The 18,426-nt window shown below is 45.3% G+C and carries 14 protein-coding genes; 5 read left to right on the top strand and 9 right to left on the bottom strand.

Going from position 1 to position 18,426, the window contains the following annotated elements; genetic code table 11:
* Positions 1–103: 103 nt before the first annotated feature.
* From MSG34_RS23280 to MSG34_RS23245, 8 genes are all read right to left on the bottom strand, one after another.
* Complete coding sequence (locus MSG34_RS23280) at positions 104–2,584, bottom strand: EAL domain-containing protein (RefSeq protein WP_248339535.1); 2,481 nt, start codon at positions 2,582–2,584, stop codon at positions 104–106.
* A gap of 192 nt (positions 2,585–2,776) precedes the next feature.
* Entirely contained in the window at positions 2,777–5,275 is a 2,499-nt protein-coding gene (locus tag MSG34_RS23275; protein WP_248339533.1) for an EAL domain-containing protein, read from the bottom strand.
* A 168-nt stretch (positions 5,276–5,443) separates the two neighbouring features.
* Complete coding sequence (gene yigB / locus MSG34_RS23270) at positions 5,444–6,160, bottom strand: 5-amino-6-(5-phospho-D-ribitylamino)uracil phosphatase YigB (RefSeq protein WP_248339531.1); 717 nt, start codon at positions 6,158–6,160, stop codon at positions 5,444–5,446.
* Between the two features lie 15 nt (positions 6,161–6,175).
* A complete protein-coding gene (xerC, locus tag MSG34_RS23265; RefSeq protein ID WP_019825207.1) occupies positions 6,176–7,108 on the bottom strand; it encodes a tyrosine recombinase XerC in 933 nt (310 codons plus the stop codon).
* Positions 7,077–7,775, bottom strand: coding sequence for a DUF484 family protein (locus tag MSG34_RS23260; protein ID WP_248339528.1), 699 nt, complete (start codon positions 7,773–7,775; stop codon positions 7,077–7,079). Before MSG34_RS23260 ends, xerC begins: the two co-directional genes overlap by 32 nt.
* Positions 7,776–7,819: 44 nt before the next feature.
* Positions 7,820–8,650 carry a diaminopimelate epimerase gene (gene dapF, locus MSG34_RS23255; protein ID WP_050634945.1) on the bottom strand — a complete coding sequence of 277 codons (831 nt, stop codon included), beginning with the start codon at positions 8,648–8,650 and terminating at the stop codon, positions 7,820–7,822.
* An 11-nt stretch (positions 8,651–8,661) separates the two neighbouring features.
* Complete coding sequence (gene lysA / locus MSG34_RS23250) at positions 8,662–9,915, bottom strand: diaminopimelate decarboxylase (RefSeq protein ID WP_017061012.1); 1,254 nt, start codon at positions 9,913–9,915, stop codon at positions 8,662–8,664.
* A gap of 42 nt (positions 9,916–9,957) precedes the next feature.
* Positions 9,958–10,170: a lipoprotein gene (locus MSG34_RS23245; RefSeq protein ID WP_017061011.1), complete on the bottom strand. Its 213-nt coding sequence runs from the start codon at positions 10,168–10,170 to the stop codon at positions 9,958–9,960.
* Between MSG34_RS23245 and cyaY the strand changes: the two genes are divergently transcribed.
* Positions 10,150–10,464 carry an iron donor protein CyaY gene (gene cyaY, locus MSG34_RS23240; protein ID WP_048658898.1) on the top strand — a complete coding sequence of 105 codons (315 nt, stop codon included), beginning with the start codon at positions 10,150–10,152 and terminating at the stop codon, positions 10,462–10,464. The two genes, MSG34_RS23245 and cyaY, sit on opposite strands and share 21 nt — an antisense overlap.
* A 71-nt stretch (positions 10,465–10,535) precedes the next feature.
* On the opposite strand, the gene MSG34_RS23235 is transcribed toward cyaY, so the two are convergent.
* Positions 10,536–13,064 (bottom strand): class I adenylate cyclase, encoded by a 2,529-nt coding sequence (locus MSG34_RS23235; protein WP_248339526.1) that lies wholly within the window; start codon positions 13,062–13,064, stop codon positions 10,536–10,538.
* Between the two features lie 344 nt (positions 13,065–13,408).
* Between MSG34_RS23235 and hemC the strand changes: the two genes are divergently transcribed.
* From hemC to MSG34_RS23215, 4 genes are read left to right on the top strand one after another with little or no spacing between them, the layout of a single operon-like run.
* Positions 13,409–14,347, top strand: a complete 939-nt coding sequence (gene hemC / locus MSG34_RS23230; protein WP_048610790.1) for a hydroxymethylbilane synthase — start codon at positions 13,409–13,411, stop codon at positions 14,345–14,347.
* Positions 14,348–14,349: 2 nt separating this feature from the next.
* Positions 14,350–15,078: a uroporphyrinogen-III synthase gene (locus MSG34_RS23225; protein WP_248339525.1), complete on the top strand. Its 729-nt coding sequence runs from the start codon at positions 14,350–14,352 to the stop codon at positions 15,076–15,078.
* Positions 15,079–15,097: 19 nt separating this feature from the next.
* Entirely contained in the window at positions 15,098–16,324 is a 1,227-nt protein-coding gene (locus MSG34_RS23220) for a uroporphyrinogen-III C-methyltransferase (protein ID WP_248339524.1), read from the top strand.
* Entirely contained in the window at positions 16,324–17,505 is a 1,182-nt protein-coding gene (locus tag MSG34_RS23215; RefSeq protein WP_248339523.1) for a heme biosynthesis HemY N-terminal domain-containing protein, read from the top strand. The genes MSG34_RS23220 and MSG34_RS23215 overlap by 1 nt, the downstream gene beginning before the upstream one ends.
* Positions 17,506–18,426 lie beyond the last annotated feature (921 nt).

Raw genomic sequence — 18,426 nt, 5'->3', positions numbered from 1 at the left:
GGACAGATACTAAAAACAAAAAAGGTGAGCCATAAGCTCACCTTTTTTACATCGTACTTTCGTTGTTGAATCAACGAGTGTTTCACGTGAAACGGTCGCTCCATCAAAACAAACGCTGAGGTTGACCAAAATAATACCCTTGCAGGTAATCAACGCCCATGTCTTCAGCAATACGACACACCTGTTCGTTATGAACGAACTCCGCCACCGTCTTAGCATTCAGAATCTGGCATAAGCTCACTAGCTGCTGAGCGATCTTGCGCTGCTTTTTATCTTTATCAATATTGCGAATCAAACTGCCATCAAGCTTGATCACCTGTGGTTCCAGTTTCAATATCTCATCAATGTTCGAATAGCCCGAACCAAAGTCATCAACAATAATATTCACACCAAGATCGCGGAAGTGATTACACACCTCAATCAAGCGACCGTAATCCTGAATTTGTTCCGTCTCTAACACCTCTAAGCCAATACGCTGTGGGTGACTGATTTTCTTGATGGCTTGCTCAAGGTGAAGAATGGTTTTCTCATTGCTGAAATCTTGAGGCGCTAAATTAATTGAGAACGAATCGGTTCGCTGACTCATAAAATCGAAGGTGCGCGTTATCATCTGACGACTGAGGCGTGTATAGAGATGGGTTCCTTCAATAATTGGCAAGAACTTACCCGGCGCAATCAACTGCCCGTCCTCTTCAATTCGAACCAAGCACTCGTAGCTCTCTACCTGATGGCTATGCGCCGAAACAATCGGTTGAGAACACGCCACAATATTCTGATTAAGCACAGCGCGACTCACGCACGACAGCCAACCAAGTTGCTCTTGGCGATGCTTCTCCAATTGAATGAGTGCCTTGGCGCTCACTAGGTGTTTGTTTTGGCTGACGGCGCTGCGCCGCGCATCAATCGCCTTCAACAATAAGTCATCAATAGAGGTAGTCGGGAAATCTCGACGGCTGGCAATACCCGCACAGATAGACACCGACAAGTAATCAATATCGGGTAAACCGGTAGGCTCAAAATTCACATGCTCGGTTTGATCAGCAAATTCCGAGAATCGCTGGTGAATATGTTCTTGGCTCGCCCAACTATCAAACACCACCGCCCACTCACCAATACCGATACTGTAGAGCTGACAACCTTCATCAAAGAACTGCCACAGCGCCTTTTGAAAGTACTCACTCAAGTCATGTAGAAGCTTGTCACCCACTCGATAGCCATACTTCTCATTGATCTGACCAAAGGTCGTGACCTTCAAAGCTAACAAGTGGCTGTCACTGCTCATCTTCGACAGCTTCTCACGCAACACACTTCGATTGGGTAAGCCAGTACGGTGATCAATTCGGTAGCTTGCCGTCAATGCAGTGGCTTGCTGCTGAATCTTACTCGCCATGCTGTTGTTCATGTCATCGACATCAAGCAGTGCATTTCGGATCAATGAAAACAGAGGGGATATGTTGGTCGCGGGTTGTGTCTCTAATGGCAATACCGCCTTACCCTCTCCTTCTCTAAGCGCAAGGTAAGTGAGGCTATGGTGCAAGATTCGCTGTTGGCTATTCTCTTGATAAAGTTCTCCCATGCAGTAAACGCCATAGCTGTCGGCCAATTTTTGGAAAACCTCAACCTCTTGGTTACCATCGATAAAGTCGATACGAGAGGTGCAGTTGTAAATGAAGAACTGTTCTGGTCTATGAGAAGCGATCTGTTGAACGCCCAGTCGTATTTGCTCTAGGGTTAATGATGGATGGTCATAACAAAACCGGACCTCATCGCCCACTTGGAACAGGCCGCTGAATTCTATCTCTCCACTTTCCGTTACCTTGAGCGGTAAATGAATGTTTTGCTCTTTCGGGTCACCGACCATCAAGGGAAAGTTATGCAGTTGCTCAAAAGGTACTTCGAGGCCATCAGCAAGGTAACGATTATAGAGTTCACGAACAGGCATCCCATCCAACTCCAACAGCCGATTATCTTGAGCACCTGTCACTCGAAAAGTCCGACCAATCGGATTCCATTCAGTGTAATAACCCTTAGCGATGGAGAGTTCGACACTGTGCAGTGCCAACATCACATAGGCATTTTCATAGCAAATGCCGTCTAACATCACCCAACGTCCATTATCTGTGATGGTCGATGCACCGCCGCAGATCGGTAATGAATATCTCGACTGCTCAAACGCTGAAAATAGATCTCGGTTATTTATCTGCAAACGGTCTGCGAAACAGATGATGCTTTGAGTATTATCATTGCACTCAAGCTGTTGCCACATAGCGTGGCTATCGAGTAATGGTTGATCGCTATATTCGACAACACCACAAGAATAAGACGTCGCGTCAAAGCGGGTAACAATCAGATAAAGACCTTGGTGTAGGATGACGCCTTGGCTGATGTAGTGGTTAGCACTGCAACCAATCAGCTTGGCATTGGGGAATGTCGATTGAATCACTTGGCAGGCAGCCAAAACAGAACCTTTCTCGAAAGACGAAAACACCTGAATCAGAAGGCTTTCATGTTGATGAAAATCTATCTTTTCCAATTCACGTTGGGTTTGCTCAATGTCTTGTATCAGGAGAGAAGTCGACTGCATATTCACATTAATCGTTACGTTAATGATTTGTTATTGTGCTTATTATAGATAAGGCTTGCACGGAATACTTACGATCGTGTTATGAATAATGTGACCTTAGTTAGACATCATTCATTCCGCCAAAAAGCAGTCATTCATGGCGGCGCAGTACTTTTATAGCCAGTATTTACACAATACGGGAAGCTTTAACAGCTAAAACAGTCGCTTAGGCTCACCGAAGTAGTAACCCTGCAGATAATCGACACCCATTTGCTCTGCTATCTCACAAACCTGTTGGTTATGGACAAATTCAGCGACCGTTTTGGCATTGAACACTTGGCACAAACGAACCAACTGAGAAGCGATGTTTCTTTGTTTTTGGTCTTTGTCGATATTACGGATCAAGCTACCGTCGAGCTTAATGATCTGCGGCTCTAACTTAATGATTTCATCGATGTTGGAGTAACCAGAGCCAAAGTCATCAACAATAATTCTCGCCCCAAGCGCACGGAAGTGATCACACACCTCAATCATGCGGCCATAATCTTTAATCTGTTCAGACTCGAGAACCTCTAAACCAAGTCGAGTAGGATCGTTCATACCATTGATCGCAGCCTCGAGCACCTCAAGCGTCTTGTCGCTCAACAAATCTTGTGGGGATAGATTGATAGAAAACGAGCTCTGCTTATCCGCCATATAGCCGATAGTGCTCTTAATCATGTGTCGACTAAGGCGCGTGTAAAGATGGGTGTCAGCAATGATCGGTAAGAACTTTCCTGGTGGCACAATGGTACCATCCGACTCCATGATTCTGACCAAACACTCTTGGCCAATCATTTCGTGCGTACCCGATGCGACAATCGGCTGTGAGTAGGTGATGATGTTCTGATCTAGAATCGCACGACTGACACAGCTCAACCAACCGAGTTGCTCTTTGCGGTCCTCTTCGCTCACCTGAATGTCTTTGGCATTGGTGATGTGGGTATTATTACGTACTCCATAGCGTCGAGCTTCGATCGCTTTCAATAAGATCTGGTCACCGCTGTCGGTTAAAAAATCACAACGACTAGCAAAGCCTCCACACAGAGAAACTGACAGGTAATCAATATCAGCCAAACCATACGGCTCAAAATTTATGTGTTCGATGTCATCTGCGAACTCAACAAACCCTTCTTTTATTTTCGCACTACCAACACTGGCATTAAAGATAATCGCCCACTCTCCAACACCAATACTGAATAACTCTACCTTCACGCGAGGCTCTTTCACGACACGAAGCTGCAATCGTTCGATAAAGTGATTAGACAGATCAAGCAGTAACTGATCACCCACCTGATAGCCGTACTTTTCGTTAACTTGATGGAAATTCGTGAGCTTTAACGTGAGTAAGTGTTCACTAAACAGAATCGTATTGAGGCGTTCTTTCAATACGATACGGTTCGGCAAACCAGTACGCGAGTCAATGCGATAGCTTTCGGTTAAGCGACGCGCTTGTTGATGGAGTTTCTTTTCCATCTGAGTATTCATACTGTCGAGATCTGCGACTGCATTTCTGACAAGGTTAAGCAATGGCGAGACGGTTGAGCCACACTGAAAGTCTTCACAATGAAACTCTTTAATCTCGTCAGACTCGCGCATAGCGATATAAGTCAGGCTGTGGTGCAGTATCTCTTGGCGGTCTTCATTACGGTATAGCTCACCCATGCAGTAGGCACCGCACGTATTCACTATCCCTTCAAATGGCTTGAGCTCAAGTTTACTGTCGATAAATTCAAGTCGAGATACGCAGTTATAAATGATCACCGATTCAGGCTGATGCATGGCTAGCATCTCGGCCCCGTGGCGCACCTTTTCTGCAGTCAACGAGGGGTGGTTATAACAAAACTGCGCCTCTTCACCGATATGCCAAGGGCTATCAAACTCGATACTGCCATCATCATTAATACGCAGCGGCGTCGAAATACCCTTCTTTCTACCAAGTTCTCGATAAAGCGGAAAGCTCATCAGCTGGCTAAAAGGAAGGTCTTTGCCATCCGCAAGGTAATGTTTGAATACTTCGATAGCCGGCTTGTCGTTCAATGCGTATAAGCGATTTCCGATTGCGTGTGTGACTCGTAGCTTCATCCCAATCGGGTTCCACTCAGAGTACGCGTCCGACCAAACCTTCAATCTTGGGTTAGTCAGAGCCACAGCAACACAGGCGTGTTGGTAGGTTTGCTCGTTATACATAACCCAACGGCCAAATTCATTCTCATGGCACAGTCCACCAGCTATCGGCAAGGCGTAAGGCAAATTTTCAAAAGCGCTATAAATAGGATAATCACGCCCTTCAACCTGATCGCACAAGCTGATGACCGTTTTGGTGTCTTCTGTAAGGCGCAGCTGAAAAGCTAAGTCTTGGCTGTCTTGATTTGGATTGCCGGAAAAAGGCTGGACCGCAGAGGTTAGATGGGTTTCGTTGAACTCACTGATGATGACTAAGGTGCATGCACTTTCAAGGCAATTATCACAGATAACATGACGAGCACTCTGGCCAATTAGCGTCGCATTATTTAAACGATTGAGGGCAACACCCGCGATTTGACGAGCCAGATCTGAAGATTGTGCTGAGAAAATTTGAATAAGGTACTGTTTGCTGTCACACCATTCTCGCTGATCAAATTGAGCTCTAAATAACGCCTCAGTATTTGCGAGAAATGTAAATGTTTGCATGCCAACCCTTGTTCAAAATCGAGTGAAGTAACAACCCGCAACCACTGCTATGACTGAAATGAATCGATAAAAAGTAGTCGCCAATTATCCTAGCCTAATCAGGCTTTTATAGGCGACTAATGTAACAATTCACTATCATAAATGCGACACAATAAGCTTACCGAGCCATTAAATTAGTCGCATAAGATCGCTAAGTTGGTCTATTTCAACATCAGGGAGCACACTCGCCTTCGGGGAGCGGTATAAATTGGAACCAGTGTCATTAAACCAGCACGCTTGGAAGCCATTTTGCTTGGCTCCATAGACATCCGTTTTGAGGTGATCGCCAACATGAAGAATATTCTCAGCGTCACAACCTAGGTGTTGCTGAGCTTTTTCAAACATATCTGGATAGGGTTTTGCTCTGCCATCAGGGCCGGCTTTAAGGATTAATTGAAAATACTGCCCTAAGCCAATTTTGTGTGGGTCGACATTGCCATTGGTAATCGCAACCAGAGGAATACTTTGGCTAAGCTCAGTCATCACTCGATGTGTTTCTTGAGGAACGTCGACTTGATTGCGCAGCCATAAGGCATGCTCAATGCCCTCTCGAGCCGCTTGTTCTGCTTGCAGCAAAGAGTAACCCAATTGCAGCAAACCACTCTTAATCTGAGTTTCACGCCACACGGTGACATCATGTTTCAAAGCTGGGTTTTCAGATGCGACTTGCTGTTTAATGCCCTGCCACTCTTCAAGCGATAAAGAAGCCGACATTGGGTGCTTTTGATAAAGCCACTGTGCCATCTCTTTCTCAACCTTCATGATCACAGGCCAGTTGTCATACAGGGTGTCATCCAAGTCAAAGGTCATAGCTTTGATGGGCTTTAACCCTCGATAAATTCGCATAGTAAACCCTTTAATCTAATCTTTATTCTTCTTACGAGCTCTCGGATGAGCCTGATCATAAGCTTGTGCTAAGTGTTGGAAATCTAAATGGGTATACACTTGGGTCGTCGAGATGTTTTCATGTCCAAGCAACTCTTGAACAGCACGAAGATTCTGGCTCGATTCAAGCACATGCGTTGCAAAGGAGTGACGCAGTTTATGCGGGCTAATATGACTCGCGACGGATTGCTTCTTACCCCACTCTTCCATGCGCTTTTGCACGCTGCGGTGAGAGATACGAGTCCCGAGCTTAGAGACAAACAGCGCGCTTTCACCCGGAGAAGCCAATTCACCACGAACTTTGAGCCATTTATCGACCCACTCTTTAGCTAAACCAGAAAAAGGCGCTTTGCGTTCTTTGTCGCCTTTACCAATCACTCGGATTTCGCCTTGTCGACCCAACACATCTTTCAGATTGATGCCGACCAGTTCCGCGAGTCGTAATCCAGCACCATACATCACCTCCATCATCGCTCGATCACGAATCGACAATGGATCGTCCTCATTCACATCAAGCAGTTGACCCACTTCATCGACATCGAGGTTTTTAGGCAAAGGACGTTGTTTGCGAGGTGCAGAGACCCCTTTGGCTGGATTGGCGGTCATTTCGCCACGCAACACAAGGAAATCAAAGAAGCTGCGCAGTGAAGATAAGCGCGTTGCAATGCTGCTCGCCTTCATTCCCTCACGCATGCCTTTACTAGCAAGTTGTCTTACCCACGCCGCATCGACTTGACCCCAATCCTTTAGCCCGAGCGTGACTAAATGACCGGCCATGGTTTCAAGTTGTTGTTTGTAATTACGTTGGGTGTGTAGGCTGAGTCCCTTCTCGCTTCTGAGATATTCATAGAAGCGAGAAAGTGGCTTTTGCAGGCTGTTAGGAAGAGGTATTTTGGGCTCTAGGCTCATTATTTATCTGCCAAGGTAAGGTGTCCGCCAAATGAGCGACAACAAGTGCTAAATGGCGTAAAAAGAGCGTATCCATATGGGGTTGGAAATGTCCGCCATCTTCACTAGAAAAGGCGAGCAAACCCAATGGAGACTGCTTAGCAAGCGGTAGTACTACATAAGAGCCTAGCTCTGGAACTGGATAATCACCAAACAAATCGTGTCTGTCGGCTTTTCTCAAGCGCCCAAGATAAGCATCTTTGCCATTGAAATGGTTAAGCGAAAACTTAGAGTAACCCTCAGCACTCAACTGATAAAAGCCAGATTGCGAAAGAATTCGAACATGAGCCTTAAGCCCAAGATCTAACGCTTTTTGTTCAACGGATTTTATCACCTGCATAAAGTCACTGCATTTCAGCACTTGCGCTTGCAGATCCATAAACTCATAGAAGGTTTTATCGTTATTTGCCGCCAATGACATCAAGCCAGTGATCTCTTCTTCAAGCTCTTCGATTCGATGACGCTGGCGTTTAAGCTGAACCTCAACCAGAGAAACAGCGCCCTGCTCAACGTTATTGATAGCAAGGCGATCAACCAAATCTTTTCGGTCTTGGAAAAAATCTGGGTTATCACGTAAATATTCCGCGACCACTTCTGCGGTGAGTGCGTCGGCTTCAACGTAAGACAAAACCTATCCTTTATTTTTATGAATCTATTTGTTTTGGGTTGTTATTAGCAAGAAAGTTGACCATCAAACACATGCGTTGCAGGGCCGGTCATAAACAGAGGTTTACCCGGGCCTTGCCAGCTAATGTGTAAGTCACCGCCTGGTAGACGAACCTTCACATTCTCAGCCAGTAAGCCTTGAGTGATACCCACTGCAACTGCGCCACACGCTCCGCTGCCACATGCCTGAGTTTCACCCGCACCGCGCTCGTAAACACGCAAGCGAACTTCTTCACGGTTAACGACCTGCATAAAGCCAGCATTAACACGCTCAGGGAAACGTTCGTGTGATTCAAGTAGTGGGCCTAAGGTGTCCACATCAGCCGTATCGACGTCATCAACCACAGTCACCACATGTGGGTTACCCATGCTTACCGCACCACAGAATAAGGTGTGTACATCCGTTCTTAGGATATACGTCTTCTCTGCCTGCTTGGCCTTGAATGGAATCTTACCGGGTTCGAATTCAGGAATACCCATGTTCACCGTGATCAGGTCATTCTCTTCAATCTTGAGAACCATTTTACCTTTCTTGGTGCTGACGTTGATGCTGTACTTATTCGTTAAGCCTTTCATGCGAACGAATCGTGCAAAACAACGTGCACCATTGCCACACTGCTCCACTTCACTGCCATCCGCATTAAATATGCGGTAATGGAAATCAGTTTCTGGATCATAGGGAGCCTCAACCACAAGTAGCTGATCAAAGCCCACGCCAGTGTGACGATCCGCCAAACGACGGATCAAATCTGGAGAAAAGAAAATATTTTGAGTAATGCAGTCCACGACCATGAAATCATTGCCCAAACCATGCATTTTAGAAAAGTGGAAGTGCATAACGCTTAAAATTACTCCGGAAGAATGTTTTCAAGTTCCCACAGACTCGTAAGCTCTTCACGCTGACGAACCAAGTGAGTTTTATCGCCATCCACCATCACTTCAGCCGCACGCGAACGAGTGTTGTAGTTAGATGACATCGCGAAGCCATAAGCGCCCGCTGAACGAACTGCTAGCAGATCACCTTCTTCAAGAACAAGGTCACGATCTTTACCTAGGAAATCGCCTGTCTCACAAATTGGGCCAACCAAATCGTAAGTCACGGCTTCACCCTGACGAGGGCTCACAGGAACAATATCCTGCCAAGCTTGGTAAAGTGCTGGGCGCATTAGGTCGTTCATTGCTGCATCGATGATGGCAAAGTTCTTGTGCTCTGTTGGCTTGAGGAACTCGACTTTCGTTAATAATACACCAGCGTTAGCAGCAATCGCTCTTCCAGGCTCGAAAATCAGCTCTAGATCAGAATGATTGTCTAGGCGAGCCAATAAAGCTTTCGCGTAGTCAGAAGGCTGTGGCGGTAATTCATCACGATAAACCACACCCAAGCCGCCACCGACATCAAGGTGTTTGATGTTGATACCGTTAGCACGTAGCTGGTCGATCAGCGCAAGCAGACGATCGGTTGCATCGATGAAAGGTTCGATATCCGTTAGCTGAGAACCAATGTGGCAATCAATACCATGGATAGACAAGTTATCGAGTGTTTTTGCAAACTCATAGACAGCAGGAGCACGGTCGAAAGCAATACCAAACTTGTTATCACGCAGACCAGTAGAGATATAAGGGTGAGTGTTGGCATCAACGTCTGGGTTGATACGCAGTGAAATCGGCGCTTTAACACCAAGCTCACCAGCTACTTTATTCAGTCGCTCTAGTTCTGGTTCAGACTCTACGTTGAAACACTTAATGTTCAACTCAAGCGCACGCTTCATTTCAGCGGCTGTTTTGCCGACACCAGAGAATACAACTTTTGCTGGATCGCCACCGGCAGCAACCACACGCTCTAGCTCACCGCCAGAAACGATATCGAAACCTGAGCCCAAACGCGCCAAAGTATTCAATACGCCAAGGTTCGAGTTAGCTTTAACGGCATAACACACCAAGTGCGGATGCTCACCAACCGATGAATCAAACGCATTCCAGTGGCGTTCTAATGTTGCACGAGAATATACATACAGCGGTGTACCATATTGCTCTGCTAGTTGTGAAAGTGCGACGTCCTCAGCCCAAAGCTGGCCATCTTCCTGATAGTTGAAGTAATCCAAAGTTCTTATCCCTTATAAATAACGATTTCTGCGTGTTTTCACTTATTGTGATTGTTCGGTTTGCTGAACTTCATCAGGATCGTACAAAGGACCCGTTTGACCACAACCAGAAAGTCCAATAACGGACATCATAAATAGAGCAGTAATTAATTTTTTCATTTTGCATATCGTGATTATTAACTCAATGCCCCCTATAATCGCACCACACTCAGGAAAAGCAATAGGATAGAAAGGATGAACGAGACTGAATTTCATCAGCTGGTCGATATACAGATGCAAAACATCGAAGAAGCTATCGATGAATCAGAAGCAGATATTGATTACGAAGTGACTGGTAACGTGATGACGCTGGAGTTTGAGAACCGCAGCCAAATCATCATTAACCGCCAAGAACCAATGAAAGAAATCTGGTTAGCGTCTAAATCTGGTGGCTTTCACTTCAAGCTAGTTGACGACAAGTGGACATGTTCAAAGACGGGCATGGAGCTGTTTGAGATGGTTAAAGAAGAATGCGTGAAGCACGCAGGTGAAGAGATCGATTGGGTCTAATCATTTGTAAGCAAAACTAAAAAGGAGTGAATCAATCACTCCTTTTTTAATATCAATCAGTCTTAGTAAGACTAGATGTTAACTATCTTTGAGCTCCGAGAAGCTAAAGTTGCATCGTTACGATAAGGCACAACGTAGGAATTGCCTTCTTCAGGATGAACGATTTGGTAGTACTGAGGTAGATTAAAGTTAATCAACTTAGACGACATCTTCGACTCATCTTTTACCGACGTGTAGAAAGAATTCACGCTCGCGATCATCTCATCTTTTTCACCGCTGTATTGGTGATACACCTCAACTTGATTCGACTCGTCCAATACATAAATATTGAAGCCCTTGTCGGTATCTTCGAAAAAGAACTGAATTAAGCCCTCACTCGCAAAACCATCAACCACTTCTGGCAGCTGATACTCTTGCTCTTTGTCGAGCATCAATAAAGGTGAGCCCTTCAGCTTGTTGGTTGAGATACTACGGTAGAAATCAACCGAGTTTTCCAACATCTGTACCGATACACCACGACGCTCGAAGAACAGACCAAACATCTTATTCGCTAAACGAATAGCCTTAAAGCGGCGGCGCTTCTCAGGTTCAATCGGTTTCAATCGTAAATCGATACACTCAGCAAGCAGTTGATACACCATGTTACGCATCACACCACGCAGGTTTTTGCTGTAACAGAACACATCAACCGACTCTGGTGGCAGCGCATCTTGGTGCATTTTGCCAAGTACCGTCTTCAGCGCATCCAGCATTGCCGTATCACCTTGGAAATGAAGCGTACGTACTTCATGCCAAGAGTTACGATAAACCAAGTCAACACTGCCGACTAAGCTCTTACCTTCTTCACCAAAGCTGAAGATATCGGCGTTCTTAAGATCCACTTTTAATGCACGACCACTTAATTCAGACGTCGGGTCATTTTCAAAGTTGATGAACATTGCCAATTGGCTTATCTCACACGGGCTCGCCAGTGCTTGCATACTTGGGCGACGCTTACGCAAAGAAAACGTATTACGCAGGTCGCTCACCATTTGATAGAACTTATCGATATCAATGTGAGCGTCACGTACCACAGAGTGCAAACGCGTCGACTCAGTAATCAAACCATTAAAAAACGACCATGCTACCAACTTACTCAAGTACTCATGGTGTTCAAGAGAAGGCTGGCCAAGAATTCGGTGTGCAACCAGAGGCTGCTTATACAAGTACCAACCGGCTTTATTCGACTGACCCTGACGAACCTCGATAAAGCTCAAATCTGGCTCATGCAGATCCGGAGAGATTTGCGGGTTCAGTAGTGTCACTTTACCTGGCAATACCTCAAACGCGGCATAAAGCTTACGTGCCAAGATACTGATATCTTGTGGGCTGATTGCCGAAGTGATGTCGTTACGACGCGCAAATTGAATCAGATTACGGTAGCTCAGCATCAAGGCATCAAGTAATGCATGGTGCACCACTTTAACCTGCTCAACCTTCCAGTTACGGCGGTTATCGAGCTCAGCAATGGTTTCATGTCCCCAATTCCAAGACTTAGTCATCTCGGTTAAGGCTTCACGACGCCACGCAACAGAGCCAATGCCCGCATCTCGTGACAACTTCTCGTGGGTCTTAAGATAGAAACAGCGTCTCACCAAGTCCAACCGAGTGTGGTCGTTAATGCGTTCTAGATAGCGCGTTACCTTTTCAAGCATCAGATAGTAGCTATCCATGCCATACAGATCCGGTTCATCCGCGAAGAAGCGACGCTTGGTATCAATACTCAGCAGTTGGGTGTTTGGGTATTCCCATGAATAGGCTTCTAACAGGATCGCCTTCAAAACCGATTTATACGGGGAGTCGATACTCTTATAGAGCTGCCACAGGTTTGAACCAAAGTACTCTTCAGCGGGAATGCGATTCAGCTTGCCGAAATCGATCCACTGCGAGCAATCAAGATAGCCATCCTGACACAAACCTTGAACATACTCGTCGTAACACTCTTCCATTTCTGGCGGAATGATTTGCCACAACAAACGTTGACCAGCCAAACGAACCGCAGAGCGATAGAACTCATCAAGCAGTAATAAATGCTGTGAAGAACCACAGTTATCGCCGGTCATCTCTTCTGAATGATTCGAACGGAAACGCTCTTCATCCATCAAGAAGAAGTTCGCTTCAACCCCTAAGGTTTCAGCCCAATCGGTAATCAGCAAACACTTGTTGGTTAGGCTATCGCGAGATGCGCCATCCATATCCGGGGAAACACACACCCAGATATCAAGATCACTTGAAGTGCTTTGACCAATAGAAGAAGTACTGCCCATGGTGTACAAACCAAGGATTGCAGGTTCATCAGTCTCGGTGAGTTTGCCACCCAACGTTAATTCGGTATCAGAGACAAATTGCTTTTGGAATTGATTAAGCGTGAAGCTACGAATTCCAAAAGGAACTTGTTGGTCATAATAGCCAGGCATCATCGGGTGATTGAAGTGAAGCAGTGCGGGAATAAGGTTGAATACTCGCTGGCCTTGCACATTCATCAACGCCAACGCACGATCAATGCGCTGCTGATTTAGATTGTCTAATCGTTGAATCAAAGTTTGAGTGTAAGCCTGCAAGGTAAGTCCTTGGTTTGAGGTTAAGTGCAGTTCTGTTTAGTTACTGAACGAAAGGAGCAACAAAACGTGATCAATTTAACACTTTCACCCTTAATGGTAAAGCAAAGGAACCCGTCATACTGGTCAATTCCTTGATGACAGAAAGTTAAACTCACGGCGCCGTAGTGTCCTCTTTATTGACTATTTCTAATAATAGCCCATGTTTCAAATGAGATACCAATCACACTATTTTGGTGAACTCATGAAAATCTCTCAGCTATCAAAGTATGGAATGATCAAACAGTAAGAATTCTCGCCTCATAATGGTAGGATTAGGCTATTACAGAACCTATATCGGAAACACCATGACAAATTCAGCACCAATCCGTATCGCGACCAGAAAAAGCCCTCTTGCCCTTTGGCAGGCATACTTTGTAAGGGATGCACTGCAAGCTGCTCACCCTGGTTTAGAGGTTGAGTTGGTAACTATGGTGACCAAAGGTGACATCATCCTCGACACTCCGCTTGCTAAAGTGGGTGGTAAAGGACTGTTCGTTAAAGAACTTGAAGTAGCAATGCTAGAAGGTCGTGCTGACCTAGCCGTTCACTCAATGAAAGATGTACCTGTCGACTTCCCCGAAGGTCTAGGTCTGGTAACGATTTGTGAGCGTGAAGATCCGCGTGACGCTTTCGTATCAAACACTTACAACAACATCGACGAACTCCCACAAGGTGCTGTCGTAGGTACATGTAGCCTGCGTCGCCAATGCCAATTGTTAGAATACCGCCCTGACCTCATCATCAAAGAGCTGCGCGGCAACGTTGGTACTCGTCTAGGTAAACTCGATGATGGTCAATACGATGCGATCGTGCTGGCTGCTGCAGGCCTTAAGCGCCTAGAGCTAGAAGAGCGTATTCGTAGTTTCATCGAACCAGAACAGTCTCTACCTGCTGTTGGCCAAGGCGCTGTTGGTATTGAGTGCCGTCTAGATGATGAACGTCTAATCAAGCTTCTTGAGCCGCTGAACCACAAAGACACGGCTGATCGCGTACTTTGCGAGCGTGCAATGAACCTTACTCTAGAAGGTGGTTGCCAGGTGCCTATCGGTAGCTATTCACTATTAGATGGCGACAACATCTGGCTACGTGCATTAGTTGGTGAACCTGACGGTTCTAAGATGGTTCGTGGTGAGATCTCAGGCCCTCGCAAAGATGCAGAAGCACTTGGCGTGACTCTGGCAAATCAATTGCTGGATGATGGTGCAAGAGAAATCCTAACCAAGCTCTACGCTGACCAAGAATAATCATGACAGTGTTGGTGACTCGTCCCGGTTCAGAGGGACAATCGCTTTGCCAACAACTAGCGGATGAAGGTATTCAAGCAATCCATCATCCGCTGATTCGTATCGTTGATAATCCAAACTCTGCGGATTTAAGCACCCAGCTTAACAACAGCGATATCATTATTGCAGTCAGTCACCACGCCGTGACAGCTGCCCAAAACATCCTTTCGAAAACCTCATCCATTTGGCCCACTTCGCCGCTTTATCTTGGCGTTGGTCAAAAAACTGCGCACGTTTTAAGCAAAGTCTGTAAACAAAAAGTAAACTACCCTCAAGTTAGTGATAGTGAACATCTTCTTAAACTTACTGAACTTAATGGCGTAGAAAATAAGTCCATTTTGATACTACGTGGTAATGGTGGGCGTGAGCTCATTAGAGATTCTCTACTCAATCGAGGTGCACAAGTCTCTTATTGTGAGACCTACCGTAGAGAATATATTCCTATTAGCGATCACAATACCTATCAAACATGGATAAACAAAAAAACGTCCAAAGTTGTCATCACTAGTCAGGAACAATTGGAGTATATCTGCTCAATTACCCCTGATGAGTATTTGGCTTGGCTTTCAACAAGACATCTATTTGTCCCAAGCCAGCGCATTGTAGAACGAGCACAACAACTCGGCTTTTCGAACGTGACCAATACTCACAGTGCTACGAACCAAATATTACTGGCTGCTCTCCGGCCCTAGCTAGAAACAGGAAATAAGCATGACAAGCAAAAAAAATAATGAGCATATTGAACCTGAAAACAAACAAGACACTCAGCCAGTAGTTGTTGAAAACGAAAAAGCTGACTCTACAGAGACAAAACAGCCTGAACAGAAGCTTGATGCCTCTGCCTCAAACACCACTAAAAATGAGCAGCCTCAAGCTGAGCATAAAGAGCAAATAGAGAAAGCAGAAAAGCAAGGTAAGCGCGGTGTCAAACTAGGCGCTATTGCGATCGCTATTTCAATTATCTTCAGTGGTGGTATCGCATTTCAAATGCAGCAAAAGAGCGCTGAGTACTCGGCTCAAATCGCCGCTCTTCAAGCTCAACTGCAAAATACCCAATCTGCAGTAAATAAAGACCTACAAACCATCAAGCAAGAGACTATCCAAGAAGCCTCACACGCGGTGGAGAAAACTCAGGTCGTACAGTCTCAACAGCAGAAGAGTATTCAAAGCCTGCAGTTAGCAGTCGCTGACGTGAAAGGTCGCCGCCCGAATGACTGGTTACTTGCCGAAGCCGATTACCTTGTGAAACTAGCAGGACGTAAACTGTTCCTAGAGCATGATGCCGTTAGTGCAACCAAGTTAATGGAAAGTGCCGATCAACGTATCGCAGCACTGAATGACCCGAGCTTAGTGTCACTGCGTCAATCAATGACCAATGACATTACCAAGCTTCGTACCATTCCTCTGATCGACCGTGACGGCTTAGTTCTACGTATCACAAGTCTCCAACAGCAAGTCGATACACTGCCGCTTGCCAATGCGATTCTTCCAGAAGCTGCGGCTGTTGAGAAAAAAGCGGTATCGCAAGATATTAATGATTGGCAGAACAACCTGATGACGTCGATGAAAGACTTCTCAGAAAACTTCATCACATTCCGCAGTCGTGATGGCGAAGTTATCCCTCTACTATCACCAGAACAGCACTTCTACCTGCGTGAAAACATCAAAGGAAAATTAGAAACCGCAATTCGCGCCGTCTACAAAGAACAAGGTGAACTCTATAGCGCAGCTCTTAATACCGCTAGCGAGTGGTCGAAAGCGTATCTAAACCAAGATAACAACTCAGTGATTGAATTTGAGAAAGCGATTAAACAGCTAAGTGAACAGAACATCTCTGTGAAATACCCTGTAAAGCTTGAATCTCAAAATGAGTTGTCAGATGTGATACGTGAGCGCCTACGTCGTGAAGTCACCGTTATGACCACGGAGGAAAAATAATGATTCGTTGGATTTTTCTTTTTCTCGTTCTAGGTGCTGGGTTAATTGTTGGTACTCAGTTCTCAGGTCAACAAGGCTACGTTCTGATCTCAATTGCGAATAAGACCATTGAGATGAGCGTGACAACACTGGTTATCTTCGTCATCGCTCTTCTAGCGGCTCTATTCGGCTTAGAGTACCTATTTAAAAAGCTTATGTACGCAAGCTCGACAACTTGGAATTGGTTCAGTGTTCGTAAACTGAAACGCTCTCGTCGTTATACCAATGAAGGCATCATCAAGCTGCTTGAAGGTGACTGGAAAGGCGCTGAGAAGAAAGTAACGCGTTGGGCTAACCATCACGACATGCCTCTACTTTGTTATTTAGTCGCTTCTCAAGCGGCACACGAGCAAGGTAATACGAGTGAGCGTGATAAGTACATCGAGCTTGCTAGCCAACAGGACGACTCTCTACTGGCGGTTGAGCTAACAAAAGCTAAACAGCAAATCAGTGAGTCAAACTACGAAGCTGCATTCGATACACTTTCCACCCTAAAAGGCACATACCCTAATAACACTGCTGTACTTGGCCTGTTAAAAGCCACTTACTTGCAACTGAAGTTATGGCAGCCATTACTAGAGTTAACGCCTAAATTAGTTAAGAACAAACTTCTAACAGCTGATGAGCAACGTGAATTAGAACAGAAAGCACAATGTGGGCTACTTCATGATGTGGCACAACAGCAAGGTAGCGAAGGTTTAATCAGCCATTGGAACAAGCTTTCAAGAAAACAGAAACAAAGTTCGCACCTTGTATCCTGCTTTGTGAAGCAACTTATCGCGCGTAAAGCTGATTCAGAAGCCTTCACTGTGATCAAAGAGAACATTGCAAAGAGTGGGTCAAATGAACTCTACATGTTGCTTCCAGAGCTGAACCTAGCCGATCACCACCCAGTAGTGGTCATGCTAGAACGTGTAATCAGTAAAGACAGTAGTAATGCAGAAGCACACAGCGCGCTGGCTCAGTTCTACTTAAGAGAGCAGAAGTGGGCGGAAGCACAAAGCCACTTTGAGAAAGCCCTAGCACTTCGTTCAAATGTTTCAGATTACGGATACCTATCTGACGCACTAGAGAAGCAAAACTTAACGAAAGCAGCTCACGAGGTTTCTCGTAAAGCGCTCGCTCTAGTTCAACCCGCTTAAGTCTAAGCGATTCAAACGAAGCCGATGCCTAGCATCGGCTTTTTTGTATCTGTTACTTATCCATAGATAACTTCTACAATAGCTATAAACCAAACGCCTCAAACCCTTACCCACCCAATGCTAACAAACCAACTAACCATGAAATTGCTCAACTGAGCTTCTCAAACAGACGGAGAACAACTTTAATTGTGTCTGTACGTAGTTTTACCATTCTTATAAACAAGTCCTTATAAGAGGTTCGAGATGAGTCATAGAGAAAAGTGACACCTAGAAGCTCAAGAGTAAATGGAGATCACCTTGAGAGAAGGCGTTTAAAGATATTTACCCGCAGACAGATACCCACTTAAAGTCACACTGAATTAACAATTAAATAGCCATCAATGTTCCAACTATAAACCGTTATAACCGGGGAGTTCACGTAACTGCCTGTAGATCCATCTATTAAGTAGAAGGGATATAGCAGAGTTACCGACCAAAAAAATCTTGTTATTAAAAACGAGGCAGCTTTTATCAGCCAGTTCAAAGTAGTAGGAAATAGAGCTCTCGAGACGTTCTGGAAAAGTTAATCATCGAATAAATAGCCGACAAATATCAACTAACGTAATCAAGTGCTGTTAGAGAGAGCAAAGCTTGATAATAAGTGTCGAAATATCAGAGTTCGTGTACAACGAAAAACGCTTGTACAAAACTCGAAGACGAATAATAAACTCAGGTGCTGGAAACGACGAAAGCCTAGTCGTCAGACTAGGCTTTCTAATATGTATCGAAGTAGTGAGAGCGTTTAATACCATCATTAATTGAGGAGAAAACACTTTTCTTCAAATGTAAAAAAGCCCTGCTATTTCTAGCAGGGCTTCTCTAATAAGTGGCGGAGTGGACGGGACTCGAACCCGCGACCCCCGGCGTGACAGGCCGGTATTC

It is taken from the genome of Vibrio sp. 1CM2L (genome assembly GCF_023161695.1).
GTDB classification, from domain to species: domain Bacteria; phylum Pseudomonadota; class Gammaproteobacteria; order Enterobacterales; family Vibrionaceae; genus Vibrio; species Vibrio coralliirubri.
Note: the sequence above shows the minus strand (reverse complement) of the source record. Positions and strands in the feature narration are given on the sequence as shown.